This window comes from Trinickia sp. (genome assembly GCF_035492435.1).
Classification (GTDB): Bacteria; Pseudomonadota; Gammaproteobacteria; order Burkholderiales; family Burkholderiaceae; genus Trinickia.
On sequence record NZ_DATJJF010000190.1, the window covers coordinates 1 to 13,064 of the forward strand.

Consider the following 13,064-nt stretch of genomic DNA (forward strand, 5'->3'; position numbering starts at 1 on the left):
CAGACCAACAACGACGGGAGCCGCGCAGCACGTGCACATCATGCCCGGCAGCGACAGCAATCCACCGACTGCGACGCTGCGAAACCCCGCTTGACCGAGCAAGCGTGCAAGCCATTGCGCCGGCACCAGCGTCTGCACCGCTGAGCCGAGCAACAAGCCGAGCACCAATGCCTGCCAAATTGCTCGTCCATAGGCCACCGCGTAATTCACGGCGGCGTGCCAGGAGGGCGGCTCTGCCGTCGATGCGATACCTGTCAGGATCGAATGGCCGATGGAGTGGGTACTGGCTGCGACGAACGCTCGATGGTAGTACGGCGACCACTTGACGTAATAGAGACCTACGATGGCAACAAGCGCAAAGACGGCGATGGCGATCGGCGAGACAGGCGTTCGCCGAGTTTCAGCAACAGATTGCATGGTCTTATGAGTGTGGTTGGCTTTCGTTTTTAAGTAATCGTTCGAAAATGCATTCGATACGTCGCTCAAAGGCGATCGCAGCGAGCTTACCGAATTGGCTTTTCTGGCACATGACACGCCATCGCCCCGAATGAGCGCGTTTGGGCCGTTAAATGCGCGCCTGCCGAGCCGGGCTCGCGGACCTTGCTGTCAAGTTGGCCGCTTTCGCTTGCCGCAACAAGCGCCGAGAGCCGGCGCGCTTGATCGACACGATCGGGAGCGCATGGATCAAAGGCAAACGTCACCGCTTGGCCTTCGAGCTCGCCGAACGAACGGAAACTGCTACGCGCATAGGCCGGATCGTAATGCTGCTCGACCAGCTCGGTGAACAGACGCGCACGCTCGCCAGCCTCGATCAACGCATGCCAACGCTCGATCGTCTGCCGACTGTGCAGACCGATGAGTTTCGCAAGCTGCCCCTTGAAGTATTGCGGCGCATCGAAGAGATGACCGTAGTCCTCCAGCAGAAACTTCACACGGGTCTCGATCGGCGCGTCGATGCGCACGCAGCGTCCCGCACGGAACGCATTGAGGAGCGATTCCGGCAGGCTAACGAAGCCGATGCGGCGGCTTTCCGCTTCGACGAAAACCGGCCGCGCCGGGTCGAACTTCGACAAGACGCAGGCGAGCTCTGTGTCGAACGCCTTTTGTGTAGGCTGCGGTAAATCCGGCAATGCGCCGAGCAGCGATCCTCGGTGCCGCGCCAGCCCCTCCAGATCGAGCACCTGCTCGCCCGCCTCGGCAAGCGCCCGTAACATCCGCGTCTTGCCGGTGCCCGTATGTCCCGTCAGCGCAATATAGCTGAACTGCAGTGGCAGGCTCTCGAGCCGATCGAGGACCGAACGGCGGTATGACTTGTAGCCGCCGTCCAGTTGGCGCGCCTGCCAACCGATCATATTGAACCAGGCCGTCATCGCACCCGATCGCTTGCCGCCACGCCAGCAATAGATGAGCGGACGCCAGTTGCGGGGACGATTCGCGAAGAGCGTGTCCAGATGATGCGCGATGTTGCGCGCCACCATGGCGGCACCCAACTTTGTCGCCTCGAATGGCGACTCTTTGTATAGCGTGCCCACAATGACGCGCTCTTCGTTGCTCAGCACGGGCGCGTTGATGGCGCCGGGGATGTGGTCTTCGGCAAATTCGAGCGGCGTGCGCGCGTCGACGATCTCGTCAAATAGAGCCAGATCATCGATAGGAACGACAAGGTTTTTCACAAAAACGGGTGCGGCGGCGCGCGCGACCATCATGCGCGTCCTCGGCCGAGGAAAGTTGACGCGGCATTATCGCACGGTGCCGTATACGACGCCGGCTCGGCTCAGTGCCGACGAATCCTCTCGCGGAGGATCCACAGCGCAACAAGGCCTCCAATGCTGGTCAGCTCAGCCGAGCAGCGCCCGATTGAACCGCTGGCGCAAGAAATGCGCGAACGCGCGGACTGTCACCGCACTTTCGCGATGCTGGGGATACACGGCGTAGAGGGCGAGCGGCGGCGAATCGAAGTCATTCAGCACTTCGAGCAAAGCGCCGCTTTTGAGCGCCGACGCCACAATGAACTCGGGCAGCAAAGCGATGCCGAGCCCGGCCACCGCCGCCTCGCGGATCACCTCGCCATTGTTCGCGCGCAGCGGCCCCCGCACCTCGAACGCTCGGCTCGTGCCGTCGACGAGGAACTCCCAACCTGTACGCCCTTCTTGACCGTAGAGCAGACAAGGATGGCGCGCGAGGTCTGCCGGTGTCACGGGCAGCCGCCGTCGGCTGGCGTAGTCCGGGCTGCAACACGCAATCATGCGGATCTCCGCCAGTTTTTGCGCGATCAGCGTCGAATCCGCGAGCGTGCCGATTCTCAGCGCCACGTCGAAGCTCTCGCCGATGATATCCACCACGCGATCGCTCAATTCCACGTCGACGCGCACATCGGGGTTGGTCCGCATGAAATCGGCCACGAGCGGAGACAGATGCGTGGCACCAAACGACATCGGCGCGCTGACGCGCAGCAGGCCGCGCGGGTTCGAGCGCTGGGACGACATGGCTTGCTCCGCGTCCGCCACTTCCGCCAGGATGCGCTTCGCTCTTTCGTAGAACTCCTGCCCCAGATCCGTCACCGCAAGCTTGCGCGTATTGCGCACTAGCAAACGTACGCCGAGATCCGATTCGAGCCCCATGACGCGGCGACTGATAAATTGCTTCGAAAGCTGAAGCCGGAGGGCGGCCGCCGTGAAACTGCGTTCGTCCACCGCTGCGACATAGATTTGAAGATCCTCGAGTTGCATGCGTTTGTCCACCATGCCGAGACAGTGAGTCCCATTTCACGCGAATTATAGGACCTGTGGTTGACCTACACTGACATCATGGTGAGCGACAACGAACGGCTGTTGCTCTTAGTCAACGATCAGGAGAACAACATGTTTGAAATCAGACACGCCAACGAGCGTGGCCGCGCCGAACACGGCTGGCTCAGCTCACGACACACATTTTCTTTCGCGAACTATTACGACCCGCAGCAATTGGGCTTTTCCGATCTGCTTGTCATCAATGACGACCGCGTCGCGCCGGGCCAAGGGTTCGGCAAGCATCCGCACCGCAACGTCGAAATTTTCTCGTATGTCCTCGACGGTGCCTTGGAGCACAAGGATACGATGGGCACGGGCTCGATCATCCGGCCAGGCGACATCCAATTGATGAGCGCCGGCACCGGGGTTGCGCATAGCGAGTTCAACCCATCGGCCAAAGAGCCTGTGCACTTTCTGCAAGTGTGGCTTGCCACTGCGCAGGCGGGTGCCACGCCGCGTTATCAGCAAAAGACGTTTTCCGATGCCGAAAAGCGCGGCAAGCTTTGCCTCGTGATCTCGCCCGAAGGGGATAACGGCTCGTTGGAGATTCTGCAAGACGCGCGCGTGTACGCGGGCCTGTTCAATGGCGAGGAAGAGGCTCGTCTCGATCTGGAATCGGATCGGTACGCCTATGTTCACGTTGCACGCGGAAGCGTCACGGTGAACGGGATTGTGCTCGCTGAAGGCGATGGCGCACGCGTGCGCAAAGAGCCAAGCCTGAGCTTCAAGGACGGACGCGATGCCGAAGTGCTCGTGTTCGATTTGCGTAATCTGGAAGTCTCGGATTTTTGGTCATAGGCCAACGAAGACCAACCGGCGTGGCGTGACGCAGATGCGCTTAATGCTTCACGTCCACGCCGGTATGGCTCGCCAAGCCCGCGGAATCACTCTGCTATCATCCCTGTGCAAATATACAGGTTTGAGTCATCCGTGGTCATTGCAGCCCCGTCCCCTTACTACCTGCAGAACTTCGAGCGCGCGCTCGCGTGGCTGACGCAACGCTACGAAGATCTATTCGATACGGCGGAGCGCACCTTTATCGCCGAATTCGCACGGTTGCCGCCGCACTCGCGTGCGTTGCTAGTGCGCATGCTGATGCGTAAAGGTATCCAAGGAACACAAGGCACGCTCTTTCGGACAAGCCGCTTGGTCTATGAAGAGATCGGCTGCTCCCTTCAAGCCGCAGCGCCTCTCGCGTCGCTCGGATGGGTCGATCTCGATCCACTGCTCACGATCGAAGATTTTTTTTCGCTTTCAACGCGGCCCGAACTGGTTCGCGTGTTTCCTGATATCGCGAAAAAGTCCACGCGCAAGGCGGATTGGCTCGATGCTTTACGTATTGCCCACGAGAAAGCACAACGCTATACGGATTGGGACGGCAGCGCTCGCGAGCGCGTGTTGCGTGTCACGGTCGGCGCGCTCACCGACCGGCTCAGGCTGATGTTCTTCGGCAACCTGCATCAGGACTGGTCCGAATTCGTACTTGCCGATCTCGGGGTGTTCAACTACGAAACGGTATCGATCGCGCCGTCCGCGCGCGCATTTCGCGAGCGCCGCGATGTGGACGCCTGGCTTGCGCTCCATGCCTGCCGGGAGGCGCTCGATGCGCTCGCCGACGACGCTTCAATCGCGCCGCTCTTTGCTGCAACCAATACGATCGCAATAGACAACGAGTGGTTGGAAACGCGCCGCGCAAAGCTGCTGTTTCAAATCGGCTATCGCGCTGAACAACAGCGCGACTGGGACGCCGCGCTGAACGTCTACGCCCTTTGCAAGTGGCCCGAAGCCCGTTACCGACACTTGCGCGTGTTGGAGCGTTGCGCCCGATTCGACGAAGCCTTCGCGCTCGCCTCAGACGCTGCAGCCGAGCCTGAGAACGAAGTGGAAAGTCAGCGCATCGCGAGAATGTTGCCGCGGCTTATGCGGCGCTTACGGCTTGAGGCGCCACGCGCGGCGACCACCCCGCCCCCCGTTGCGCGCGATACGCTGACATTGCGTAAGTCCGCTGAACCGTTCGCGGTCGAATACGCCGTGCGCGATCATCTTCATGCTGTGCATGCGCCCGTCTACTACGTCGAGAACGCGCTCATCAATTCGCTCTTTGGACTGCTTTTCTGGGAGCCTGTATTTGCACCGGTGCCAGGTGCGTTCTTCCATCCGTTTCAGCGTGGCCCGGCCGATCTCCTCGCACCCGATTTTTATGCGCGTCGCGCGGACCAATTCGCTCACTACCTTGCGCAGCTTGACAGCGATGCCTATCGTGAAACGATCCGCCGTCATTTTCATGGCAAGGCCGGGTTGCAATCGCCCTTCGTCTTTTGGGGTGCCCTCACGTCTGAACTGCTTGATCTCGCGCTCGAATGCCTCCCCGCCACGCATTTGAAGCTCTGGTTTATCCGATTGCTCGATGACATTCGCGAGAACCGCTCGGGCTTGCCCGACCTCATTCGTTTCTGGCCCCGCGAGGGTCGTTACGAGCTCATCGAAGTCAAGGGACCCGGCGACCGCCTGCAAGACAATCAAATCCGTTGGCTTCAATATTGCGCACTTCACGGCATGCCGGTGCGCGTAGTCGACGTGCGATGGGAACATGACGCAAGCGGCGATTCGGTCATCGTCAATGAGACGTCGACTGCGTCCCTTCGGGCGACGCAAGCGCCGGAGCCGACGGCATGAGTTTCGTCGTCGCCGTTCGCGCGCTGTGCGAATTCACCGCCAAGCGAGGCGACCTCGATTTGCGCTTCACTCCGGCGCCCACCGCGCTCGAAGGCATCGAAGGGCATGCTGTCGTCGCCGGGCGACGCGGGTCGGGCTATGAGGCCGAAGTCACGTTGATCGGTACTTATCGCGAGCTGACGGTGCGCGGCCGCGCCGATGGGTATGACGCATCCGCTAATCGTCTGGAAGAGGTCAAGACTTATCGCGGCGAACTCGACGCGCTGCCGGACAATCATCGCGCGCTGCATTGGGCTCAGGCGCTCGTCTACGGACACTTGCTGTGCCACACACGCGGGCTTGCCGAACTTTGCATTGCGCTCGTCTACTTCGATGTCGCAACGCGAAAGGAGACGGTGCTGACCCGGACCTGCGATGCCGCATCGCTCGCAGCCTTTTTCGTCGAGCAGTGCGAGCGATTCTTGGAATGGGCAGCGCAGGAGCAAACACACCGTGAGGCACGCAATGCCGCATTGAAGGCACTCGGCTTTCCGCATGGCTCGTTCAGAAGCGGTCAGCGTGAGCTTGCAGTGGCCGTCTACCGCGCCGCGCGCGACGGACAGCCACTCATGATCCAAGCGCCGACAGGCATCGGCAAAACGCTAGGTACCCTCTTCCCCGCGCTCAAAGCCTGTGCGGAGGACCATGTCGAGCGCGTCTTCTTCCTTACCGCGAAGACGCCGGGACGGGCCCTTGCGCTGGATGCCATCGACACGCTGCATGCCAGCTCCGGCGACTTGCCGCTTCGCACACTCGAGCTCGTGGCGCGAGACAAGGCCTGCGAACATCCTGAGCGGGCGTGCCACGGCGAATCGTGTCCGCTTGCCCGTGGCTTTTATGACCGGCTGCACGCTGCTCGTCGCGCGGCGCTCGCGAGGAGGCGTCTCGACCGCGCAACGGTCCGAGACGCGGCGCTCGAGCATGAGGTCTGCCCGTACTATCTGGCGCAGGAACTCGTGCGCTGGAGCGATGTCGTGGTGGGCGACTACAACTACTACTACGACAGCAGCGCGCTGCTCTACGCACTCGCACAAATCAATCAATGGCGTGTGGCCGTGCTCGTCGACGAAGCGCACAACCTGCTTGAGCGCGCACGCAAGATGTACACGGCGTCACTGGACCCCGGCGCATTGCGTCAGGCGATGAAGACGGTGCCGACTGCGCTCAAGAAGCCACTGCAACGTCTGCAGCGCGAATGGAACGTGCTCAATCGGGCTCAGACGGCGGACTACCAGGTCCACGCAGAGGTGCCGCCGCGTTTTTTGGCCGCAGCACGAACGCTCATCAGTGCAGTGACCGAGCAAATGGCCGAGACGCCCATTGCGATGGACGAGACGCTGCTGCGGCTTTTTTTCGACATAACGCACTTCGTTTCGCTCGCGGAGCAGTTCGGCGAGCATTCGCTGTTCGATACGACATCAGCCGTCCATCGCGTTCGAGGCCGCGCCTTGAACGCCTCCACGCTTTGCGTGCGTAATGTCATCCCCGCACCGTTTCTTATCCCCCGACATGAAGGTGCGCATGCCACGATCCTCTTTTCCGGCACGCTCCATCCGCAGCATTTCTATCGCGATACGCTGGGGCTGCCGGAATCGACGGAATGGCTCGAAGTGGAAGGTCCGTTCCGAGCGGAGCAATTGACCGTTCACGTGGCGGCGCATGTTTCGACGCGATGGCGTGAGCGCGAGCAATCGCTGATCCCGATTGCCGACCTGATCGCAGATCAATATGCGACGCGACCCGGCAATTACTTAGCATTCCTAAGCAGCTTCGGTTATCTCGAACGCCTTGCCGAGGTCATCGGACTACGCCACCCCGATCTGCCGCTTTGGGTGCAAGCACCCGGTATGGACGAAGCGGCGCGCGAAGCATTCCTGGCGCGCTTTCGCACGATGGACAGCGGCATCGGCCTCGCTGTGCTCGGCGGCGCATTTTCTGAAGGCGTGGATCTCGCCGGCGATCAACTGATCGGCGCGTTCGTCGCGACGCTGGGCCTACCGCAAGTCAATGAGATCAACGAGGCAATGCGGCGCGTGATGGATGCCAAGTTCGGCAGCGGCTACGACTACACTTACCTCTACCCGGGATTGCAGAAGATTGTGCAGGCAGCCGGACGCGTTGTGCGGACCGAGTATGACGTCGGCGTGCTGCATTTGATCGATGACCGGTACCGGCGGCCGGAAGTGCGCCGATTGCTTCCTCGTTGGTGGCACGTGCCCTGATGCACGCTACGAAACCGAGACACCCAGCACCCGCCCTACGCCAAAGGTAAACGCCGCGGCGATGAGCCCGATCACGACCTGCCTCATCGCCGAGAAGCGAGCACTGCGGCCGTTGAAAAGCGAGCTGAACATGCCGATTGCGGTAAGCCCCACGGTGCTGAGCAACACGCATTGAATAATCGCAGCCAATTCGCTCGCCCAAAGAAACGGCATTACCGGAAACACGGCACCCAAAGCAAAAAGACAAAACGAGACCGCGCCAGCCGACCACGGATTGCCGCCCAACTCGGCCGGATCGAGCCCCAGCTCTTCGCGCGTCAGCGTATCGAGCGCCTTGTCTTTGTCGCGCATGAGTTGAGCAGCGACACGCCTCGCGCTGGCCACATCAAGCCCTTTCGCACGGTAGATCAGGACGAGCTCCTTTTCCTCCGTTTCAGGCGATGTGCGCAATTCGTCGGCTTCCCTCGCGATCTGCGTTCTCGCAAGCTCCCGCGCGTTCGTCACTGAGAGCCATTCGCCTAACGCCATCGAACATGCGCCTGCGATAAGTCCGGCCGCACCCGTGAGCAAGATAGTGCGGCCGCCCGTGCCGGCTCCGGCCACGCCCATCACCAGACAAAAGTTGGAGACCAGTCCGTCATTGGCACCTAGAATAGCCGCCCGAAGATCGTTGCCCGATGAGACGCCCTTGTGCCACGACTCCGCCGCGGCGATGCGGGCTCCCTGCGTCATACCCTCGGCGGGGCCTCGCGCAAGCTCCTGCACGATCCCTGCGTGAAGACGTTCTTCTTCCGCAAGCTGCCCTGCATCGGGTTGATCCGCATACTTGTTGCGGTCCGCGTATTCGGCGGCCGCCAACGCCGGCAAGACAAACTTCGGACCGAACGTCTTGACCAGGGCCTGCATCAAGCGAGTTTTGAACGCGCGCCCGGTTGCGGGCTGAGTGACGCCGCAGGCCGTGAGCTTATCGGACCAAACTTGCGCATGCTGACGTTCGGCCTCGGCCAGTTCCCGGTAAACACGTTTGCGTACCGCGTCTCGCTCCGCTGCCGCAAACGTGTCATAGAGCGAGGCGCTATGCAGTTCGTCCGACAAGTTCGCCTTAAAGCGCTTGATTTCCTGCTTCGAAGCCATTTCGCCGCTCCTCGGTCTACGACGATCACGGCTCGCTGTAGACCGGCCCATTGCATGACTTTGATGGTAGCGCAAGCTTCGCGCGAGCGACGTCGCCGAACGTTGGACGGCTCCGGGTTCAGCAGCTCCGGAACCCTACAACGTCGCGCTACCGATCGCCACAGCACAAGGCGCGCAGGCTCCCACCACCGCTGGGGCTGCCTCCACCGTCGCAGGAGTGTCGTCCCGCGGCAGGCAACGCGGCGCGGCCCAATGTGCAAGCGTGTCCACCCAATACTTGGCGCGCGGCCATGGCCCAAAGCCCGATGCCGTATTAATGTGCCCGGCCTTGCCCAGATTGACGAACGACGCACCCCAGCCGCGTGCCAGCGTTTGCGCTCCATCTGCCGAAAACCAAGGGTCGTCGTCGCTGCCGACGACAATGGCAGTCACGCCGAGCGGCCCGCTATGCAACTGATCCTCGACACTGAAGCGCGCAGGATTCGCTGGAGCAACAAGCAACGCACCGACGACGCCGCGCAAGCCACGCGCGATTGCCTGCGCGGCGACAAGGCAGCCGAAGCTGTGCGCAGCCAACACAAAAGGCCCCTGCTCGCGCGACAGGCGTATCGCCAGCGCTTCAGTCCAGCCTTGCAGATCGGGGGCACTCCAATCTTGCTGATCGATTCGGATTGGACGCATGAACTGACGCTCGAGCCACGACTGCCAATGCGCTTCGTCGCTGCCGTATAACCCAGGCACAACGACGAGCCGCGGCGGCCACTTGATCATGCACGATGACATGTCTTCCTCATTGAACCAAACCGCTCACAGTGCCGGCTGAAACGCGGCAGGTAGCGAAGTTCGGAGTTCGAGTTCGAACACTGCTGCTGCGGTATGGTACCCCCAGCATCGACCGTTCCTTCACCCGACGCAAGCAAGCAGCAATTAAATCCCAAGCTTCCGAGCGCTCAGGTCGAATGACTGAAGAACGATCGACATCGATCTTGTGGCGAAGTCAGCCTCTCATGCAAGCGACACAAGCGCGTGTCGGCCGCGCTTGCGCCGAAGCCCGACCCGAGGGAGACGAGGCCAGGGATATCGGCTTCGAGCGATGCGCGTTCCTTTGCCCAGTGCCCGCAATCGGCGCAGCGCGCTGACGCATCGTCCGGCGACACGCCGCACGCTCTGGGGAGAGTCCCGCTTTCGCTTTCCGCGCCGACTAAGTCATCGGCGTGGGCGTGGGCATTTACGACGGCAGTCATTTCGCAAGCCTGTCCCAGTACTGCGCGAACACATGGGCCGAGAGCAGATAACCGACAACAACGTTGACAACGACGCCCGCAGCAAATGCGGCCAACGGCTTCTTCCCGGCCTTGGCGAGACTCGCGAAGCGCGTCGTAAGTCCGATGCTGAGAAAGCAGAACGTGAATGCCCATACACGCAGAGTTGTAATTGGCGCGACGAAGGCAGGCGTGACGATCGTACGATAATCGCCGCTTGAATAATGACTGGCGACCCACGTGACGAGTGCAGATGCGGCGATAAAGCCGATCACGAACTTCGGAAAACGCGCCCAGATCTCGCCCGCGCGCGTCCGCGTCCGAATCCCGTCAGACTCGTCGTTCCAACGGCTGGTCGCGACGAGAGCGAGCACGAACGCCCAGATGCCAATCCACGCATCGCGCCCGATCACTTTCATCACCGTGAATGCCTGCACGGACGCTTCGGGCAACCCGACGATTGCGCCGCCCGAATGGCGGGCCAAGTCGCTGTACGCTTGTGCAGCGGCGATACCTGCGGCATCGGCGAATTCAGACGTGCCGATCCACGCGCCCGCGACGCCGGTCGACAAACCCAGTGCCTGGGCAGCAAACGGCAAGGCAAACACCATCGCGATTGCCCACACAACGACGACCGTAATGGCGACCGAAGCGTGCTCGCGCTTCGCCCGCACAGCACCGGCAACGGCGATCGCTGCCGAGACGCCGCACACGGCGCCCCCCACTCCGAGCACTGCGGCAAAGCGCGGCTCGAGTCCGGCCCAGCGGGCGACCGCAAAAATCGTGAAAAACGTGACGAGCGAGACGATTGTCGCCTGACCGAACGCAACAGGGCCAGCCCAGACCAGCAACGTCAGCGGCAGCGTAGCACCGAGCAGTACGATGCCGACCTTGATGAAGAGTTCGACGCGCAGCGCCGGCTTGAGCCATTCCGGCACGCCGAAGACGTTGGAGACCAAAAGTCCGACGGCAAGCGCTACAAGCGGAGGCTCGAGGTTATAGTGCAGCGACTGCGTCCAGGCACCGAACGCGAACATGAGGGTGGACGCGACAAAAAGCACCGCAAACGCGCCTACGAAGCGCAGCACCGAGCCACCCTGTGAGGCGATGCTGACACCAAAAAGCAGAGCAAAGACCGCCCACAGCGCAAGGTACGAGAGACCGTGCGAGCCGAGATCGGCAGCGACACTCGACAATGCACTCCACTTGGCCGGCGCCACGGCAAGTGGCTTGATGGTGCCACCAGCCGCGAAAGCGACGTAAGCAATCGCAACCAGCCCAAAGCCAATCCAAACAGCCCACCAGTCTTCTGTCGCAAACGTACTGCGGCCTTCGGTCCTACCTGCTTCTGCTCGCCCGGGATGGGCAGCGCCTCGTAATTGTGTCATTAGCTCCCCCGAAAGCGCGGCACGATGCCGCTTCATTACGCCACCCCAGCAACTGGCGCGGCGCACTGGATTGGGGGATTTTGGACGCGGTGAATCGGCGCTCAAACCAATTTATTGCGCTATCGATACGAGACAATCAGATTTGTGTTGTCTCCCTGTCGATTACGAGAGGCGAAATTGCGGCGCGGCGCCAGTTCATCGACAATTTCAGCCGAGCTGCCGCCCTTCGAGAAACATGCGCAGCCGCGCTAACCCGGCATCGATGCGCGCGACGTCGCATGCATAGCACCATCGCACATACCCTTCCCCTTCAGGGCCAAAGGCACTGCCGGGCGCGAGGCCCAGCCCGACCTCCCGCACGAGGGACTTGCACAGTGCGAGGCTATCCGCCGCACCCGGCAACGAGAAAAACAGATACATGGCCCCCGGCGGCGATGTCACGCTGACACCTGGCAAGGTTTCAAGCGAGCGCACGAGGTAATCGCGAGAAGTACGCAAATCGCGCACAAATTGCCTCGTTGTACTTCCACCGTCGTTCAGCGCGGCAATGCCAGCGTGCTGCACGAACGACGGCGCACAGGACGTGTTGTATTCGATCAGTTTACCGAGGTCATCCATCAGCGTGGCGGGCACAACAAGCCAGCCGAGGCGCCAGCCGGTCATCAGCCAAGACTTCGAGAAAGAATTCGCGCAGACCACGCGCTCGTCCCTCGAAGCGATATCGAGGAAGGACGGCGCGCAGGCATCGGGGCGATCGTCGCCGTAATAAAGCCGCTCGTAGACTTCGTCGGCGAGAATCCAGATTCCGTGGCGCCGGCAATGCTCGAGCACCGTCTTCTGCTCATCGCGGCTCATGACCCAGCCCGACGGGTTATTGGGCGAATTGACGACGAGCAGCTTCGTGGCCGGCGTCAGCGCCTCCAGCAGCTTCTCCATGTTCAACCGCCACCCCGTTGCCCCATATTCGAGCGAGACTGTTTCGACGTGCGCCCCGAGAATCTTCGGAATCTCGACGAGATTGGGCCAAAGCGGCGTGATGGCAACGACGTGGTCCCCCGTGCCGACAATCAACTGCGCCGCAAGCATCAAGGCGTTCACGCCGGCACTGGTCACGGCGACATGATTGACGTCCGTCGGCCCGTGCAGCGCCGATACGTGGCGTGCGATTGCGTCGCGCAGCGGTGCAATTCCAAGGTTGTGCGTGTAAAACGTGGCCCCCGAGGAAAGCGCCTCGCACGCGGCATCGCGAATGAACTGAGGCGTGACGCGATCGGACTCGCCGAACCAGAAAGGCAGGACGTTCTCTTTGCCGAGACCCTCGTTTGCGACTTCACGGATCCGCGACGAACGCAGATCCCGCACCGCATCGCGGGCGCCTGGGAAATCAATCGATGGAACCGCTGACGTAGTCGACATATTTTTAGGTCATTGTGCGCGCTGAGCCGGTGCTCGAACCGGGCGCAGCGTTGTGAATGAGGTGGGGTATCTGGAAATGAAGCAACAGCGCCCTATTATTGCCGATTCTCCAAGGCCCGGTGATGTGCGGACAAAGAC

The 13,064-nt window shown here is 61.5% G+C and carries 10 protein-coding genes; 3 read left to right on the forward strand and 7 right to left on the reverse strand.

Translation table 11 applies throughout. From position 1 onward, the window contains the following. The 3 genes from VL598_RS13740 to VL598_RS13750 form a co-directional block, all read right to left on the reverse strand. A partial coding sequence (locus VL598_RS13740) for a permease (protein WP_325327280.1) occupies positions 1-417 on the reverse strand: 417 nt, incomplete at its 3' end. A gap of 86 nt (positions 418-503) precedes the next feature. Continuing rightward, positions 504-1,673 carry a tRNA 2-selenouridine(34) synthase MnmH gene (mnmH, locus tag VL598_RS13745; protein ID WP_325327288.1) on the reverse strand — a complete coding sequence of 390 codons (1,170 nt, stop codon included), beginning with the start codon at positions 1,671-1,673 and terminating at the stop codon, positions 504-506. A 165-nt stretch (positions 1,674-1,838) separates the two neighbouring features. Beyond that, complete coding sequence (locus VL598_RS13750) at positions 1,839-2,729, reverse strand: LysR family transcriptional regulator (RefSeq protein ID WP_325327281.1); 891 nt, start codon at positions 2,727-2,729, stop codon at positions 1,839-1,841. Between the two features lie 132 nt (positions 2,730-2,861). Here VL598_RS13750 and VL598_RS13755 point away from each other — a divergent pair, with 132 nt between their 5' ends. The 3 genes from VL598_RS13755 to VL598_RS13765 all read left to right on the forward strand — a co-directional run bounded on the left by VL598_RS13755 (position 2,862) and on the right by VL598_RS13765 (position 7,726). After that, positions 2,862-3,587, forward strand: a complete 726-nt coding sequence (locus tag VL598_RS13755) for a pirin family protein (RefSeq protein WP_325327289.1) — start codon at positions 2,862-2,864, stop codon at positions 3,585-3,587. Between the two features lie 132 nt (positions 3,588-3,719). Then, the gene (locus tag VL598_RS13760; protein ID WP_325327282.1) at positions 3,720-5,465 is read left to right on the forward strand and encodes a VRR-NUC domain-containing protein; all 1,746 of its coding nucleotides are present in this window, start codon (positions 3,720-3,722) and stop codon (positions 5,463-5,465) included. Then, complete coding sequence (locus VL598_RS13765; protein ID WP_325327283.1) at positions 5,462-7,726, forward strand: ATP-dependent DNA helicase; 2,265 nt, start codon at positions 5,462-5,464, stop codon at positions 7,724-7,726. The genes VL598_RS13760 and VL598_RS13765 overlap by 4 nt, the downstream gene beginning before the upstream one ends. A 6-nt stretch (positions 7,727-7,732) precedes the next feature. Here the strand turns inward: VL598_RS13765 and VL598_RS13770 are convergent, their stop codons facing one another. From VL598_RS13770 to VL598_RS13785, 4 genes are all read right to left on the reverse strand, one after another. Continuing rightward, the gene (locus VL598_RS13770) at positions 7,733-8,860 is read right to left on the reverse strand and encodes a VIT1/CCC1 transporter family protein (RefSeq protein ID WP_325327284.1); all 1,128 of its coding nucleotides are present in this window, start codon (positions 8,858-8,860) and stop codon (positions 7,733-7,735) included. A 135-nt stretch (positions 8,861-8,995) separates the two neighbouring features. Continuing rightward, complete coding sequence (locus tag VL598_RS13775) at positions 8,996-9,643, reverse strand: alpha/beta hydrolase (RefSeq protein ID WP_325327285.1); 648 nt, start codon at positions 9,641-9,643, stop codon at positions 8,996-8,998. 457 nt (positions 9,644-10,100) lie between these two features. After that, complete coding sequence (locus VL598_RS13780) at positions 10,101-11,510, reverse strand: YeiH family protein (RefSeq protein ID WP_325327286.1); 1,410 nt, start codon at positions 11,508-11,510, stop codon at positions 10,101-10,103. Positions 11,511-11,717: 207 nt separating this feature from the next. After that, the gene (locus tag VL598_RS13785) at positions 11,718-12,926 is read right to left on the reverse strand and encodes a pyridoxal phosphate-dependent aminotransferase (RefSeq protein ID WP_325327287.1); all 1,209 of its coding nucleotides are present in this window, start codon (positions 12,924-12,926) and stop codon (positions 11,718-11,720) included. Positions 12,927-13,064: the final 138 nt, after the last annotated feature.